18 protein-coding genes are annotated in these 16633 nt (G+C 43.6%); 3 read left to right on the forward strand and 15 right to left on the reverse strand.

What is annotated here, in order from left to right; all coding sequences use genetic code 11:
- Nucleotides 1–70: 70 nt before the first annotated feature.
- The 9 genes from JNUCC41_RS07415 to JNUCC41_RS07455 all read right to left on the reverse strand — a co-directional run bounded on the left by JNUCC41_RS07415 (nucleotide 71) and on the right by JNUCC41_RS07455 (nucleotide 8595).
- Nucleotides 71–1573 (reverse strand): tetratricopeptide repeat protein, encoded by a 1503-nt coding sequence (locus JNUCC41_RS07415; RefSeq protein WP_192207085.1) that lies wholly within the window; start codon nucleotides 1571–1573, stop codon nucleotides 71–73.
- Between the two features lie 446 nt (nucleotides 1574–2019).
- A complete protein-coding gene (gene hisIE, locus JNUCC41_RS07420; RefSeq protein WP_192207087.1) occupies nucleotides 2020–2676 on the reverse strand; it encodes a bifunctional phosphoribosyl-AMP cyclohydrolase/phosphoribosyl-ATP diphosphatase HisIE in 657 nt (218 codons plus the stop codon).
- Nucleotides 2673–3431, reverse strand: coding sequence for an imidazole glycerol phosphate synthase subunit HisF (hisF, locus tag JNUCC41_RS07425; protein ID WP_192207089.1), 759 nt, complete (start codon nucleotides 3429–3431; stop codon nucleotides 2673–2675). The genes hisIE and hisF overlap by 4 nt, the downstream gene beginning before the upstream one ends.
- Nucleotides 3432–4166 carry a 1-(5-phosphoribosyl)-5-[(5-phosphoribosylamino)methylideneamino]imidazole-4-carboxamide isomerase gene (gene hisA, locus JNUCC41_RS07430; protein WP_192207091.1) on the reverse strand — a complete coding sequence of 245 codons (735 nt, stop codon included), beginning with the start codon at nucleotides 4164–4166 and terminating at the stop codon, nucleotides 3432–3434.
- Complete coding sequence (gene hisH / locus JNUCC41_RS07435) at nucleotides 4163–4795, reverse strand: imidazole glycerol phosphate synthase subunit HisH (RefSeq protein ID WP_192207093.1); 633 nt, start codon at nucleotides 4793–4795, stop codon at nucleotides 4163–4165. Before hisH ends, hisA begins: the two co-directional genes overlap by 4 nt.
- Complete coding sequence (gene hisB, locus JNUCC41_RS07440; RefSeq protein ID WP_192207095.1) at nucleotides 4796–5383, reverse strand: imidazoleglycerol-phosphate dehydratase HisB; 588 nt, start codon at nucleotides 5381–5383, stop codon at nucleotides 4796–4798. It lies immediately after the preceding gene.
- A gap of 92 nt (nucleotides 5384–5475) precedes the next feature.
- Complete coding sequence (gene hisD / locus JNUCC41_RS07445; protein ID WP_192207097.1) at nucleotides 5476–6762, reverse strand: histidinol dehydrogenase; 1287 nt, start codon at nucleotides 6760–6762, stop codon at nucleotides 5476–5478.
- 26 nt (nucleotides 6763–6788) lie between these two features.
- Nucleotides 6789–7418 (reverse strand): ATP phosphoribosyltransferase, encoded by a 630-nt coding sequence (gene hisG / locus JNUCC41_RS07450; protein WP_034311625.1) that lies wholly within the window; start codon nucleotides 7416–7418, stop codon nucleotides 6789–6791.
- Entirely contained in the window at nucleotides 7411–8595 is a 1185-nt protein-coding gene (locus JNUCC41_RS07455; protein ID WP_192207099.1) for an ATP phosphoribosyltransferase regulatory subunit, read from the reverse strand. The genes hisG and JNUCC41_RS07455 overlap by 8 nt, the downstream gene beginning before the upstream one ends.
- A gap of 491 nt (nucleotides 8596–9086) precedes the next feature.
- Here JNUCC41_RS07455 and JNUCC41_RS07460 point away from each other — a divergent pair, with 491 nt between their 5' ends.
- From JNUCC41_RS07460 to JNUCC41_RS07470, 3 genes are all read left to right on the forward strand, one after another.
- On the forward strand, nucleotides 9087–10151 hold the full coding sequence (locus tag JNUCC41_RS07460; protein WP_192207101.1) for a processed acidic surface protein: 1065 nt from the start codon (nucleotides 9087–9089) through the stop codon (nucleotides 10149–10151).
- Nucleotide 10152: 1 nt separating this feature from the next.
- A complete protein-coding gene (locus JNUCC41_RS07465; protein WP_192207103.1) occupies nucleotides 10153–10794 on the forward strand; it encodes a class D sortase in 642 nt (213 codons plus the stop codon).
- A 71-nt stretch (nucleotides 10795–10865) separates the two neighbouring features.
- Nucleotides 10866–11009, forward strand: a complete 144-nt coding sequence (locus JNUCC41_RS07470) for a YwzD family small protein (protein WP_192207105.1) — start codon at nucleotides 10866–10868, stop codon at nucleotides 11007–11009.
- Nucleotides 11010–11044: 35 nt separating this feature from the next.
- Here JNUCC41_RS07470 and JNUCC41_RS07475 read toward each other — a convergent pair whose 3' ends face one another.
- From JNUCC41_RS07475 to JNUCC41_RS07500, 6 genes are all read right to left on the reverse strand, one after another.
- Nucleotides 11045–11563 carry an acyltransferase gene (locus JNUCC41_RS07475; protein ID WP_192207107.1) on the reverse strand — a complete coding sequence of 173 codons (519 nt, stop codon included), beginning with the start codon at nucleotides 11561–11563 and terminating at the stop codon, nucleotides 11045–11047.
- Nucleotides 11560–12228, reverse strand: a complete 669-nt coding sequence (gene ppaX / locus JNUCC41_RS07480) for a pyrophosphatase PpaX (protein WP_192207109.1) — start codon at nucleotides 12226–12228, stop codon at nucleotides 11560–11562. The genes JNUCC41_RS07475 and ppaX overlap by 4 nt, the downstream gene beginning before the upstream one ends.
- On the reverse strand, nucleotides 12225–13160 hold the full coding sequence (locus JNUCC41_RS07485) for a nucleoside recognition domain-containing protein (RefSeq protein ID WP_428834144.1): 936 nt from the start codon (nucleotides 13158–13160) through the stop codon (nucleotides 12225–12227). Before JNUCC41_RS07485 ends, ppaX begins: the two co-directional genes overlap by 4 nt.
- Before the next feature lie 30 nt (nucleotides 13161–13190).
- On the reverse strand, nucleotides 13191–14003 hold the full coding sequence (gene lgt, locus JNUCC41_RS07490; protein ID WP_192207113.1) for a prolipoprotein diacylglyceryl transferase: 813 nt from the start codon (nucleotides 14001–14003) through the stop codon (nucleotides 13191–13193).
- Nucleotides 14004–14029: 26 nt separating this feature from the next.
- Nucleotides 14030–14965, reverse strand: coding sequence for an HPr(Ser) kinase/phosphatase (gene hprK, locus JNUCC41_RS07495; protein WP_192207115.1), 936 nt, complete (start codon nucleotides 14963–14965; stop codon nucleotides 14030–14032).
- Nucleotides 14966–15477: 512 nt separating this feature from the next.
- Entirely contained in the window at nucleotides 15478–16578 is a 1101-nt protein-coding gene (locus JNUCC41_RS07500; protein ID WP_192207117.1) for a DUF4097 family beta strand repeat-containing protein, read from the reverse strand.
- Nucleotides 16579–16633: the final 55 nt, after the last annotated feature.

A 16633-nucleotide genomic window follows, 5' to 3' on the forward strand; every position in this document is an offset into this window, starting at 1 on the left:
CCTTCACTACGAGTTAGTGTTCCCTACCTATTATCCTATATAACAAATAATTTTTCGTCCAAATATTTGCTCATCCCAGTAAGTTTTCAACCAACTTTACGTACTTCGATAAGGTGGACACCGATATGAAATGTTTGTCTGCGATTGCCTGTTTGCTTACCTTCTCATTTTTAAGCTGATTCCACACGTACTCCACAGCAGATGCCCAGCCTGCTGGATTATTTAACTTCTGCTCGGATTTCACCGCTTCGATGAAGACGGAAAACCACATTAAATAGAGCCCGGCTTCATTTAATTGTATCGGTTGGAAATGCCGATATAATAACTCGGCTGTACGATCGGCAAAATCAATCGGTGTTAATTGGCGATCTTTAGCAGGAACTTGAACAAGGTCGGCATAATCACGTTCCAAATCAGTGAAATTCTGATTTAGGTTAAGGACCTGGTTTTTCAATAGCTTCTGTTTATGAACCGAATGTTTCAGAAGGAAAATGGCAAACAGCCTTTCCTCGATGAATTCACTTTCCAGCCTTTTTGTAATAGAAGGAAAATGATGTTCAAAACCATCTGAAGTTGCATTCATATCTCCCCAAGGCTCCATGCCTTCCTTTTCCGGGTTCATTTCCACGACCTTTTTCCATGCCTTTTTGGCAGACTGTTCATGGCCTAAGTGGTAAGCGGAAATGGTAAGCCAATAGTAAAAGGTTCCATCTCCCTCGAACCCTTGCTTTTGAAGTCCTTTCAGCCATTTATATGCAGAAGCATAGTTTCCGATCAAAGCGAAGGTCGCTCCAAGCTTGAAACGATGTTCGGATAGCATCGGCCGAATTTTCTCCAGCATCTGTATGAGCTCTTCAACCTTTGCTTCATCCTGTTGATAATGATGAAAAACAACAAGGTTACAAAGCGCATGCAGGTTTCCCGGACTTTTTTCCAATACCTCATCAAGTGTTTCAAATGCTTCATTTACTTGACCAAGATAGAAATAGGCAAGTGCTAGGTTATTATAAGCGGACCAGTAATCCTTGTACTCTGCAATCGTTTCTTTCAGTACTTCGATTGCCTTCGGGAAATTGCCTGATTCCAGGTACTCGCGGGCTTGTTCCTGTTTGGTAATGAGCCCATCATGCTTAAAGGGGTTTTCTTCTGATTCATCCGACTCAAAAGTTATCAGTTCAAGCAGATCCTCTGCGTCATCGCTGAACTCCCCGTCTTCTTCTTTATCAAGATAAGCACTGGCGTGACGATAAGCCTCCTTGAACATGCCTAAGTGGGCATAATTATTCGCCAGGAAGTAATGACATTCCGACATATAGGGATCCATCACATCCAAGATGTTCTCCAATAGGTTGTTTGAATAATTATATTCACCGATTTCCGAGCAGGTGATTGCCAATTGACAAGCTATCATCGGTTCAGCAGGTTCAAGTTCCAGCGCACGTTCCAGGTATTTTTTTGATTTAGGTAATTCTCGTCTATGATAAGCTTTTAAACCCTTAGTGAAATAATACTCACCTGTTGGGTGAAAAGTTAGAATTTGTGCCTGTTGGCCAAATTTAGAGTCTTTACTCATGTAATCCTCCATCTACAAGTTGATTAACCATAGTATTATAACATATTGGAGAAAATTTGCCGAACAATTCAAGAAAATGGAAAACGTTAATTACCATACCTTCTTTAAGAAAAAATCGGAATTATATCCCTAGCCAAATGGGGATTCTCTTTCATCAATAATAGTCCCTAACATAGAAACACCTTCAAACCTCAGGTATGGTTTTCATTAGTAGCACAAGTTGATTGGAGAGGAAGGTGCGAGACTCCTGCTTAGAAAAGTGCGTCTAGGGGAGACCCCGCAGGCACAAACCGAGGAGGCTCCCGGACCGCCCGCGGAAAGCGAGTTTCTTGAGCGGAAATCAACGTCCAAATGTATAAGCCATAAAAAAACTGAAGACAAACTTGATTTTCATCGAGTTTGTCTTCAGTCTGAGCCCTTCAATTCACGGAGGGCGCGATCACCATTCATTCGGTTTCTTTCGGTTCGTCCTTATCGGCATGTCTAGCTTTCAATACATCAAGTACTGCTTGGAAAGGCAACTCCTGCTCCCGAAGAAGAACGAATAAATGATAGAGGAGATCGGCACTTTCCATCGAAAGTTCCTCTGCATCCCGGTTCTTAGCTGCAATGATTACTTCTGCCGCTTCTTCACCGACTTTTTTCAGGATCTTATCAACGCCCTTATCGAATAAGTAGGTAGTATATGAACCTTCAGGCCTTTCCGATTTTCTTTTTTCAATCAATCTTTCCAATTCCGACAAGAAAGTCACATTCGCCTTCACGTCTTGTCCAGCTTCACTGTTTTGGTAAACCGTTTCACTAAAACAGCTTGTTGCCCCTGTATGGCATGCGGGTCCTGCAGGAACGACCCGCACGACCAATGCATCTTGATCACAGTCATACTTCATCTCGATGATTTTCTGGGTATTGCCGCTGGTCGCCCCTTTATGCCATAATTCATTGCGCGAGCGGCTGAAGAAGACAGTTTCACCTTTTTCAATCGACAATTGCAGCGATTCTTGGTTCATGTAAGCAAGTGTCAGCACTTCGCCTGTTCCTGCATCTTGAATAATTGCCGGTACCAGGCCTTTTTCGTCGTATTTAATAGTTTCAAGATTCATCGTACAACCACTCCTTGTTGTTTGAGAAACGCTTTGACTTCTTTGACGGATGTTTCCTTATAATGAAAAATCGATGCGGCTAATGCTGCGTCGGCTTTACCTTCTTGGAAGGCTTCCTCGAAATGCTCGGCGTTACCAGCCCCGCCTGAGGCGATGACCGGCACTGAAACGGCTTCAGATACCGCTTTTGTCAAAGCGATATTAAACCCTTTTTTCTCACCGTCACAATCCATGCTTGTCAATAAAATTTCACCTGCACCGCGGGTTACGGCCTCTTTTGCCCACTCGACCACTTCCCATTCAGTCGGTTTCCGACCGCCGTGGGTAAATACGCGCCATGACCCAAGCTCTTCGTCATACCGGGCGTCCATGGCGACAACGATACATTGGGAACCAAAATAATCAGCACCTTCATTTATTAAATCGGGGCGCAGGATGGCTGCTGTATTCAAGGATACCTTATCGGCACCTGCTCGTAAGATTTTCTTCATATCCGCCAATGAATTAATGCCGCCGCCCACCGTGAACGGGATTGCCAAGCTGCCCGCTACCGCTTGAACGACATCGACGATCGTTTCCCTGCCTTCATGTGATGCGGAAATATCCAGGAAGACAAGCTCATCGGCACCTTCCTGGTCGTAAAAGGATGCAAGTTCGACCGGATCTCCAGCATCCCTAAGGGACACAAATTGTATACCTTTGACTACACGCCCATCCTTTACATCGAGACATGGAATAATTCGTTTAGTGAGCATTTAACCACGCACCTTTTCTAGTGCTTCTTCTACAGTAAAGCGATTGGTATAAAGTGCCTTGCCAATGATTGCCCCTGCAATGCCTTGGGCTTCATTCTCTTTGAGGGTGATAAGGTCTTCGAGTGAACTAATGCCTCCCGAAGCGATCACGTTTTTACCAGTTGCCTCCGCCATGGCCAATATGCCTTTCACATTCGGACCTGAAAGCATCCCATCCGTCGCAATATCGGTCACGATAAAGGTCTCTGCACCAGCATCGGCCAGTAATTTGCCAAGATCTATCGCAAGGGTTCCAGAAGTTTGAAGCCAACCATGAGTGGCGACCCTGCCATCCTTCGCATCGATCCCGATTGCGATATGGCTTCCATATTTCCTAATCATATCTTTAGTGAACTCAGGGTCTGAAACGGCCGTGCTCCCTAAAATGACCCGTTCCACTCCATTATCCAAGTAATGGGCTATATCCCGTTCCGTACGGATACCGCCGCCGATTTGAATGCGGGCCCCTAACTCACTTGCAGCCTTTATTACATATGAATCATTGATGCGCACTCCCTCTTTGGCTCCGTCAAGGTCGACCATATGTATCCAATCGGCTCCTTGATCCGCAAAGCTTTTAGCCATATCGAAGGGGGAATCGCCATAAACGGTTTCCTGATTGTAATCTCCCTGGATTAAGCGGACGCACTTGCCTCCGCGCATATCAATCGCCGGGTAAATAGTAAAGTTGCTCATGCTTCTTCCTTCCCTTCTACTAGTGACAGATAATTTTTCAAGAGTGACATGCCCATCTTCCCGCTTTTTTCCGGATGGAACTGCATGCCGAAAACATTCCCTTTACCGACGATCGCCGGCACTTCCACATCATACGTCGCCGAAGCGGTAACGAATGATTCATCCGTATCGACGTAGTAAGAATGGACGAAATAAACATGTTCCTCTTCCAGTCCCTCATACACTGGTGACGCCTGTTTAAATTCAAGACGATTCCAGCCCATGTGCGGCACTTTATAAACCTGGTCATCCGCATCCACACCTTTGAAACGAACGACTTTACCTGGGATGAGGGATAATCCTTTTGCAGGTCCATTTTCCTCACTTTCATCAAAGAGAAGCTGCATACCAAGGCAGATGCCTAAAAGATAACCTCCATCGGCTACATATTCCTTCAGGAATTCATCAAGCTTTTGTTTTTCCAAGAGACTCATGGCATCCCTGAAAGAGCCCACGCCGGGAAGAATGATCCCATTCGACTTTGAAAGTTCTTTTGGGTCATCGGAAATGAAAGAATCGGCACCAAGGCGCTCCAGCCCTTTACTTACGGAAAATAAATTCCCCATGCCATAATCGACGATCCCGATCATTTACAACATTCCTTTCGTCGATGGGATGCCTTTGACTCGCGGATCGATGGTCGTAGCTTCATCCAATGCACGTCCAAGCGCTTTGAATATCGCTTCGATGATATGGTGTGTGTTGTGTCCGTAATGAACGACTACATGCAGATTCATCCTGGCTTCAAGAGCGAATTTCCAAAGAAACTCGTGCACCAGTTCAGTATCGAAAGTACCGACCTTTTGCGAAGGAAACTCAGCCCGGAACTCCAGATGCGGACGATTGCTTAAGTCGATGACAACCTGGGCGAGTGCTTCATCCATAGGTACGAAGGCATTTCCGTAACGCTTTATCCCGCGCTTGTCTCCCAGGGCCTCCAATAACGTCTGCCCTAAGCAAATGCCAATATCTTCAGTTGTATGATGATCATCCACGTCTGTATCTCCGTTTGCATCTACAGTCAAATCAAACTTCCCGTGTTTGGTGAACAAATCCAGCATATGCGTCATGAACGGAACGCCCGTCTTAATGGAGGAATTACCTTCCCCATCCACACCAAACTTCAAGCTTATTTCCGTTTCATTCGTCTTTCGCTCCACACTAGCAAAACGTTCCATTACAACTCCTCCTAAACGGGGTATGACCCCTTTTCCCAAGATGTAAAAGCATGTCAAAAGTCTTTATCAGTGATTTCACTTATTTTAATAATTCAGGACTTTTTCCCGGTTTCATTCACACCACGTGATTCAATGGCACGTGCGTGAGCCTCGAGTCCTTCCATCCGGGCAAATGCAGCGATTTTTTCTGCATTTTTGCGGAAGGCCGTTTCACTATACATGATGATGCTCGATTTCTTTTGAAAATCATCCACATTCAGCGGGCTGGAAAAACGGGCGGTTCCATTGGTAGGCAACACATGATTGGGACCTGCAAAGTAATCCCCGACGGGCTCTGAACTAAAGCGGCCAATGAAGATTGCCCCGGCATGGCGGATTTTAGCCATAATTTCAAGTGCATCTTTGGCCACAATTTCCAAATGTTCCGGTGCAAGTTCATTAATCGCTTCAACCGCTTCTTCCATATTCCCGCATACAACGATCCGTCCGTAATCCCTTATGGATGCTGCAGCAATATCATGGCGTGGAAGTAACGCCACCTGCTTGGTCACTTCAGCTGCCACTTCTTCCGCAAGAGACGTTGACGTCGTCACCAAAACACTGCATGCCCGGGCATCATGCTCCGCCTGTGATAGCAAGTCTGCCGCAACTTCTGCAGCAATGGCCGATTCGTCCGCCAATATCGCTATTTCACTTGGACCTGCTATCATATCAATGGCAACATCCCCGAATACTTCGCGCTTCGCTAACGCCACATAAATATTTCCCGGACCCACTATTTTATCCACTTTCTTCATTGTTTCCGTCCCATAAGCGAGAGCAGCTATGGCCTGGGCCCCGCCAACTTTATAGATTTCCTTAACCCCGGCAATTTTGGCAGCTGCCAAAACCGCTGGCGATAATTTCCCGTCCTTTCCTGGAGGGGAAACCATGACGATCCGTTCCACCCCCGCGGCCTTCGCAGGCAACACATTCATCAATACTGACGAAGGATATGCCGCTGTGCCTCCAGGTACATAAACACCTACAGCATCAAGTGGTGTCAATTTTTGTCCTAGCATCGTTCCTGTATCATCAGTCGTAAACCATGAATTTCGAATTTGTTTCTCGTGAAACATTCGAATGTTATTTGCAGCTTCTTGAATAATATCAAGCTGCTCAGCAGTCAAGGTCGCCGTCGCTTCTTCCAATTCCTGTTGCGATACAAGTAATTCCCCTGGACTGACACCATCGAAACGTTCGGTATAGGTATGTAAAGCGGCGTTTCCGCTTTTCCTGACATCATAAATAATATCCTGAACCGCTTTTCTTTGATCGGCAGTACCTGCCTCAACCGAGCGTTTCAGTGAAATCCCTTCAGCAAACCGTTCTATTTTCATACCTTCACCTCATTAGCGATTCTTTACTATTCAATAATTTCTGCTAGCCGTTCCACAATTTCGGTAATCCTTGCTTCTTTAATTCGATAGCTGACAGGGTTTGCTACCAGCCTCGAAGTCACATTGGCGATTTTTGCATACTCCACAAGACCGTTTTCCTTCAATGTCCGTCCCGTTGAAACGATATCCACGATTCGTTCAGCTAAACCGATTAACGGTGCTAACTCAATAGACCCATTCAACTTTATAATCTCGACTTGCTCCCCCTGCTCGCGAAAATAACTGGAAGCAACGTTCGGGTATTTACTCGCTATTTTGGGGGCAATGTCACTTATTTTCGTACCAGGCAATCCAGCTACTGCCAAGTAGCAGGCACTGATTTTCAAATCAAGTAACTCATAGACATCACGTTCTTCTTCCAACATGACATCCTTCCCTGCAATTCCAATGTCAGCGACGCCGTGTTCCACATATGTTACGACATCCATCGGTTTTGCTAAAATGAACCGCAGATTCTCCTCTTCCACTTCAAGGATCAATTTCCGGGAATCATCAAACTCGGGAGGGAGACGAAAACCGGCTCTTCTTAACAGCTCTGCCGCTTCTTCAAATATTCTCCCTTTCGGCATGGCAATCGTTAAAAAGCTATTATTCATCTTTTCCATTCCCCCCATTCCCTACGAATAAATGAACTTCAGAAAATGTCCGTGTAAAAGCATCGACATTTTGGACGACCGTAATATCTTGAATCGTTACCAATTTCCCTTCGGAGCGTTTTTTCCTTGCAAATTGTATTGCTTCCGATCTCCGTTCGGGACTGAATAAAATACATTCTGGCGCGACAGGCTGGATCGGCTCCCCAAGAGCTTCTGCAAGGCGATCCACCCGGATTGCAAAACCTGTGGCCGAAGCATTCCAGCCGAATTTCGCAAGCAGATTATCATACCGGCCACCATTGCCGATTGGCGAACCCACTTGTCCGGCATACACTTCAAATAAAGTTCCCGTGTAATAACTCATATGACTGACCAATGTTAAGTCGAAGCTAACATATTGTTCAACGTCAAATTCTTTCAGCTGCGCAGACAATTCCTTCAGTTCAGTCAAAGAATCTTGCCCTTTATTATTTTCAACCAACCCTAGCGCCTTGATCAGGGTTCCTTCACTGCCCCTTAATGAGGTAAATTCGATAAGCCGTTGTTTATCAATGGATGAAAGCGGCAGTGATTTAACATGCTCGCGATAACCGACATAATTTTTTTCATACAAAAACTTCCTTAATATAGAGGCTCTTTCCTCCGTACCTAGAATGCTTAAGAAAAATTCTTGCAGAAATCCGATATGTCCAATGGAAATCTTAAATTCCTGAAGCCCTGCAGCCTTTAAAGCATCCGCAAGCAGGGCAATCATTTCAGCATCGGCACTTATAGATTTATTTCCGATACATTCAATGCCAATCTGTTCGAATTCTGCCGGCCTGCCTCCTTCACGCTGCTGTGCGCGATATACATTCGCGGAATAGGCCAGACGAAGCGGGATTTGCTGTTTTAACAGTTTGGATGCTGCCACCCGTGCAATGGGAGCTGTCATCTCGGGACGGAGTACGAGTGTATGCCCCTGGGAATCAAGAAGTTTAAACAACTGTTGATCCAAGATTGCCGAAGCATCGCCAATTGTTTCATAATATTCCAAAGCAGGCGTTTCAATAAATTGATAGCCCCACTTCTTGATTTCATCACTCATTTTATTTCTTGCCGATACTTTCGTTTCATACAGCACCGGCAATGTATCTCTCATGCCTAACGGTTTTTCAAACATAAATGGCTTTGTCACGACTGCACATCCTTTTGAAATTTTATTACTATCTATATCCAATCGGTCCGCCTATAGGCAAAAACCGATGTGCCCATTCCTAATTTTGCTTATCCCTTTATCTTTCCAAGGTTTCACACTTAAATCCACATTTCGGATAACATATAAAAATAGTATCAAATTAACTGACATAATAATATAAATAATCACAATAATCGATTAATACACTTTAGTTCGCTAATATGGTAGCAGGTTGAAGTTATTAATAGTTTACCCCTGCCCCCACCTTACGTCAAGGAAAATATGCCTAATTTCATTACTTCAACTACCTTTGCAGTCTTGGATATTTTTCATGATCGGTTTAGGTCCAAACGGAAGGAGTTGTACCTTTTCACCCGAATATTTCTTCCTATTTTTAACCTTTCACTGTTATTAATGTATACCTTTTGGTTTAGCTGTTTTATAATGTTTAGGTGTTTGGTAATATTATATATTTTTAGGGGGATATGGGAATGAAGAAATATTTTTCGTTTATTGTGGCAGTTATCGTTCTTTTTTCACTGGGTTTAAGCGAAACGAAGAGTTTTGCGGCAACTAAGATCAACCAGGATGAACTTAATGCATACCTTTCCGAAGTTAGAATGACGCAAGAAGAATTGGAAGAGTATTTATCCTATTACGACTTATCATTGAATGAACTGGGATCAGTAGAAGAGTTGCGAGATACATTAGGACCGACCGTCACTCCTAAGACCATACAGAATCTACTAAAAAAATATGAAATGACAGAAGCGGAACTTACGGAATTATTAATAGAATACGGCGAACTGGAAGAGGGGGATTCAATCATCGATACCTTCCATTTCATTTACGACATTGAGGATATCATCGATTTAGAAATGGATTACGATGAGGAAGAGATGGAATATGATGATGAAGAGATCATCGATTTAATGGATGGTCTCTTTACTGAGATCGGCCTTACAGACGAAGAGCTCAACAGGTTCATGAACCACCTTTTGCCTATCGTCGAAGACCCTTCTTTTGAAGCTCGTTTAATGGCGATCTCTGATAGGATGGATCAACTCGAGTATTTTGAAACAATTGATGAATTATCTGCTGAACAAGTGGCAGAATTGCTTTCCATATATAATGATCTTCAAAGCTTGCTGCAAATTCAATTCAAATTCGCCTTAATTCAGGATGGTGTCACGAAAAACCTATCCCTTGAGGCTTTATTCCAACTTAGGGAATTGACGAATGCTAGTTTACTAGTTTCCATTTATGATTTAAACGGCAATTTTTTGCTGGATTTTACATTGACAGGTGAAATGATCGGTTCCGATTTAGTGAAAGAAACCGGTAATGACATTAAACAATCCACTGAGGTCATTTCTAAAGTGGCTGAGGTAAAAAAGGAAAAGCAAAAGCAAAAATCCACAAAACCTGATCTTAAAACGGAAAAAGGCGGAGTGCTTCCTAAAACGGCTGGTAATTACTTATTCGGCGCTTTAATCGGTTTAGTGTTGATGGGTATCGCTTTCGGATTAATCAGAAAAGCGAGACTCACTAATTAAGATGAGCAAAAATAGGCAATCCAGGCATAAGAAAAAAACGTTACTTATCACTGCTGTTTGCATTTTAACCTTAGGTTTTTATTTTACAACGACAAATGCCTATACGCTGATAAAAGGCTATACCCTATATAGATGGAATAAATCTGATACAACGGAAGCGACGGCTAAGCTACCCGAACCGAAGTCGAAATCTGATATTCCCGATGGGCTTGAACTATATGAGGAACGACCGGAGACAGGTGATTTGATGGGTGAGCTTTATATTCCAAAAATCGAGGCAACACTTCCAATTTATCACGGAACGGACGAAGATGAACTCGAAAAGGGCGTCGGCCATTATGCGGGATCCGTCCTCCCCGGCGAAAAGGATAATTCCGTTTTATCCGGTCATCGGGATACAATTTTCAGGGATCTAGGTAATGTCGGCGAGGGTGACTTGCTGATCGCCAAGACAGAAGCCGGTACGTTTACATATAAAGTTAGGAAGGTTCGTATCGTTGATGCAGATGACCGTACCGTGATCGTTCCCAAGCCTAAAGCCACACTTACAGTAACAACCTGCTATCCTTTTTCATATATTGGTAGTGCACCGGAACGTTACGTATTGGTTGCCGATTTATTGAAATCGGAGATAGGTAAATGAGATTCGGGGCTGAAGCTGTTCTGCCCCCCTCTTCATAAATCTTTAATAGATGATAGGAGGACAAGCTCAACATGGATGAACAGGCACAGCAAAGGTTTTTTCAAATTTTAAAAGAAACGTATGAAGCAACGGTGGACGAGGAAAATGTATCAATCAACGAAGTGATAGAGCATCTAAAGAATGAACTGACTCCGTTATACCTAAAATGCCATTAAAAAGGACTTGCCACATATATGGGCAAGTCCTTTTCTCATAAGGAAGTTTGCTGCTCTCTCTCAAGCATTTCCTCTTTGGTATATATGATTTTCATTGGATTTCCCCCGACGAAAGCTCCCTCCGGAACATCCTTATGGACAAGCGTCCCCGCAGAGACAATCGCCCCATTACCAATTGAAAGTCCTGGAAGAATGGTCGAATTGGCTCCAATCAATACTTCATCACCAATGACTACATCTCCTAAACGATATTCATGAATCAAATATTCATGAGCAAGAATCGTCGTATTATAGCCAATGACAGTATTCATCCCAACCGATATTTTTTCCGGAAACATCACATCCGGCATGACCATCAAGGCAAACGAAGTATGCTTTCCTACTTTCATATGTAAAAAAGTCCTGTATAGCCAATTCTTCATGCCCAGAAAAGGGGTATAACGCGCTAGCTGTATCACCACAAAATTCTTTACGACTTTCCAGAATGGAACGGTCTTATATACATGCCATAGTGAATTAGCCCCTTCAACTGGATAGCGGGACGTGCGTCTCATTTTCTAGCCTCCGTGAGTTTTTCAACCTCAACGATATTCAATAAATCCGCCATCTGCTCAAGCATATAATCAGGGTGATAACTTTCCAAGAATTCACGGCCTTTAATGGACCATGAGACCCCCGCCGTTTTTGTACCTGCATTTTTACCACCCATAATATCATGATAATTGTCGCCAATCATGATCGCTTCTTCAGGAACCGAACCTAGTTGATTTAAAGCTTTTACCAAAGGCTCTGGGTCGGGCTTTGCCTTTTCCACTTCATCCAGTGTGACCACCACTTCAAAGAATTGATCCAGTTTGCTTAAACGCAGGCCCTTTTCGACGACATCGCGCTTCTTTGTCGTAACGACTGCCAATTTATAACCGCTCTGCTTCAACGTTTGAACGGTTTCGAACACCCCGTCAAATTGTGTGACAAGCAAATCATGGTTCCTCCAATTATGCTCCCGATAGTAAGCGATCATTTCATCCACTCGTTTTGGATCAATGGAAGTGAAAGTATCGACCAAAGTAGGTCCGATAAATGGAATGATATCTTCCCGATTGAACTTTCCAGGACAAAAGTGGTTTAAAGTCTCCGTAAAAGAGGCGATGATCAATTCATTTGTATTGATCAACGTCCCATCAAGATCGAATAATAATGTAGTTATGTTACTGTTCATATTACAGCTTCCTTTCTCTGTACCCTGTCAGTCCGATTCCATATATACGCAACGGCCATCGTTAAAACAATGGCAGTGAGCAGCCGAATAAGCAGCAACGGCAAGACCGGAATCCCCAGCGGAATAAAAATCAGTGTGTCTTCTACAACAGCATGGCAGGCAACTAAAAAGATGAACGCAATCGTCATATCCTTCTTCGAAACATTATCTTCTTTAGCGGCTTGAATCATTACGCCCGCCCCATATGCCAAACCGAGAGTCAGGCCTGTAACGAAAGGCATGGAAGCATTCGGCTTCATCCCCAGGACCTTCATGAAGGGAGCAAGGGCTTTCGAGAAGGCTTCCAGCCATTTTAAATCTTTCATGATTTGAACCGCCACCATGAGCGGAATAACGATGACCGCCAGCTGACCGATTCCTGAAAGGGCCTGGAGAACCCCATGTAAGAGGATTGCACCTGCTCCGTTAAACTCTGCAGCCTCCCCGATAGCCACTCCTTGGGCCATTTCAGATCCGCCCTGCCAGACAAGATTGATGATGATCGCTGATAATAGGGCAAGCCCGATCCGTACTGTTAAGATAATCCACAGCTTGACACCGGTTTTCATCGCCACACCTGACTCGATCAACAAATTATGTGAAAAAGATAGCATTATAGCAATAATAAAAACTTCTTTCACAGTCAAATCAAGTGTTAATATGCCAGCGATTGCCGCGTATAAATTCAGGAAATTCCCTAACACAAGCGGAATTGCCGCATCCCCGGGAAGACCGATGAGATTCATCAAAGGCGCTATCAAGTTAATGATGAATGGCAATACAGGCGTATATTGAAGCACAGTGACGATCAAAGTGACTGGAAATATCACTTTCCCCAAAGACCAAGTAGTATTCAAGCCTGAAAGAAGTCCCTTTTTAATCGAATTTACTATCACTATGCCCTCTCCCTTTACACATATTCCCTATGCATCTAAATATCGTTTGTTTGCATGCCCGCGGACCCTTCTATAGACAACTAAAGCAATGGCTACAACCACCAACACAATCGAGATCACTTGTGCGATACGCAGCGATTCCGTCAGCATCAAACTATCCGTCCGCAATCCTTCAATGTAAAAACGGCCGATGGAATACCATATTACATAGGTTAAAAATAGTTCCCCCCTGCGCAAGTTCACTTTCCGTAAACTTAAGAGGATAATGACACCGGCGATATTCCAAATCGATTCATACAAAAAGGTCGGGTGATAATACGCACCGTTTATGTACATTTGATTGATGATGAATTCAGGCAAATGCATATTTTCCAGGAATGACCTTGTTATTTCTCCACCATGCGCTTCCTGATTCATGAAATTACCCCAACGGCCAATCGCCTGCCCCAACAATAAGCTCGGTGCAGCAATATCGGCCAGCTTCCAGAATGAGACTTTCTTGACCTTGGCAAAGACGATCGCAGTCAGCACCGATCCAATCAAAGCACCATGTATGGCAATTCCGCCATTCCATATTTTTATGATATCCCCCGGGTTTTGTGAATAGTACTCCCATTGGAAGATCACATAATATATACGGGCACTAATGATCGCGATCGGGACAGCAAACAAAATCATATCCGTAAATATTTCCTTATCAAGACCTCTCCGCTCAGATTCCCTCAAAGCGATAATAAGACCCAATAACACACCGAAACCGATGATCAGTCCATACCAATGTACCTGGATGGGGCCTAGATCTATCGCGATTGGATTCAGCGGCTGTATTCCTTGTTCCATTTTGTCCCCTCTTTTCCTATAAGCTTTTAAAATTCATCATGTTCCGGATCTGCAATGGCATGGTTCAAGCGATCTGAAAACTGTTCCGCAGCATTTACTCCCATTCGTTTCAGGCGGTAATTCATGGCTGCCACTTCAATGATAACAGCTAAATTTCGCCCTGGACGGACAGGTACGGTAATTTTCGTCACTTCCGTATCGATGATTTTCATTTTTTCTTCATCAAGACCAACCCGGTCATACTGCTTGTTTTTTTCCCATAGTTCCAGATTGATGACGATTGAGATCTTTTTGTTGCTCCGGACTGCACCAGCTCCAAAAAGTGTCATTACATTAATGATTCCCAACCCTCTTATTTCAAGAAGATGCTCGATTAAATCCGGGGCATTCCCTACTAGCGTATCTTGGTCTTCCTGCCTGATTTCGACGCAGTCATCGGCTACGAGACGATGGCCCCGTTTCACCAATTCCAGGGCTGTCTCACTTTTACCGACTCCGCTTTTCCCGGTGATCAACACCCCTAACCCATAGATATCCACCAATACACCATGAACAGCAGTAGTTGGTGCCAACCTGCTTTCAAGGAAATTAGTCAGACGGCTGTATAACCTTGTTGTCTTCATATTAGATCTCATCACAGGAACGGATTCCCGCTCAGAAGCTTCGATCAATTCTATCGGCACTTCCTGACCACGCGTAATGATGATGCCTGGAGTAAAGTCCCTGCACAACTCTTCCATCCTCTGTATTCGCTCCGGTTCATTCAACCGATTAAAAAAGGACATCTCCGTCATACCTAAAAGCTGTACTCGATCCGCGGGATAATAATCAAAAAAACCGGCTATTTCAAGTCCGGGACGAGATAAATCACTCGTGACTATTGGTCGGTTAATTCCTTCTTCCCCACTGATAAGTTCTAGACCGAACGCGTCTACTATATCCTTTGTACGGACTTTTGCCATATATCTTTCCTCCTTTTGGAGCGTTGCTATTTTTCGAGATACTTTTTCTATTTTAGCATTTTTCTGTTAATAACCAAACAAAGCATTATCGATTTATGGTTTTTTTATTCACTGCATCCGGATGATGAAAGCGGGCAGGTCCCCGTGAACAGGAAAGAGATGAGATGAAACTGCAGAATACTAAGAAAGCCCGCCTGTTTAAATTGGCGGGCTCACTTTGTAGAAAAATGGTTCAGAAAACATATCTTTCATCAAATGTTGTTCCCGAACCTCCTCCAAGCAACACATGGTTTCTATCAAAATTTAATAACAAAGTTGGTTGAAGCAGGTGTGCGAGACTCCTGCGGGAAAAGCGCATCCAGAAGAGCTCCCCGCAGGCGGAAAGCGAGTGCCGGGAGAGGAAATCAACATCCAAATTGTACAAGCCATAAAAAAATGTAGCCAAGCTCGATTTTCACCGAGTTTGGCTACATTCTGGGCCCGCCAGTTATATCCGCGGGCTTTCTTTTTCTTCAGGAGACCGTTATCGCTGCAGTCTTGGTTTCTGCAAAAACATGAAGCACAGGAACTTCTTCCTTAACGGTCTTAAACTTAAGGACCTTCTGAACCACATCACTTTTCTCTTCGATGATGGTCATCCCTTCCAAAGTTACATTAAAGCTTCCTAAATTTGATTTCAACTCTCCTTCGATCGCCTTCCCTGGCGGCAGGGTCAGCTGGACTTTTCCAGTGATTGACTTAGCATGGATCGAATCACAATCCATCCCTGAATTCGTACAGATGATTTCCCCATTGAAAGTTTGGACATCCAATTTCTTGAAGTATCCATCGGCATTAATCGCTCCATTCAAGGTCTCGGCTTCCAAGTCATTAAAGTTGGTATCCGCAATGGTGATCATCCCGTTAGCTGTTTCAAGCTCACACGAATCACCCGTACCCTGCATGATATGAATGGCACCATTCGCCGTCTTCGCTTTAAGGTTCTCTGATTTCAATGATTCAGTCGTGATTGCCCCATTGAACATCCTTATATGGATATCCTCATATTCCTTCCTTGGAATGTACATGATCGTATCAACCTTTATGGATTTTTCACGAACCTTGAACCTCAATTTTCCATTTTCAATCTTGAAATCGACTTCTTCCAAAAAGTTCTTCCTGGCTTCTTCTATATCTTCCACACGATATACCTTAGCTTCGCATTCAACCCGGACATCATTATGGTCCCATGCGGCGATTTTTATTTTTCCATTTGCTATATCCACATCAACTTCATTCAGGAAATCATGGTCATGCTGGAAAATATGACTGACCTCCACAGATTTCCCAAAATTGAAATCAAGGTCCGTTTCTTTGATTTTCTTAAAAGCACTTTCAACGAAATCAATAATCTTTTCTTTCGATGACTGGATATTCTTCTTAAACGTATCCTGAGTGCTTCCCTCGCTTTTCTTATCCACGACTACCGTCGATAATTCATTTTGCAATTTCTGCTCTTTAGCTTCACTTTCCTGACTGGCTTTATCTAATTCTTCCAATAAGCCCATGGCTTCTTCCGCTGATAACTTTCCATCCTGAATCATTTCTAAGATTTTCTTTCTTTCCTCCTGCATGAACATTCCTCACTTTCTTCTTTCATTTTATTCATACATACGCCCAGATATCTAA

The sequence above is a fragment of the Brevibacillus sp. JNUCC-41 genome (genome assembly GCF_014844095.1).
In the GTDB taxonomy this organism is placed as follows: domain Bacteria; phylum Bacillota; class Bacilli; order Bacillales; family DSM-1321; genus Peribacillus; species Peribacillus aracenensis.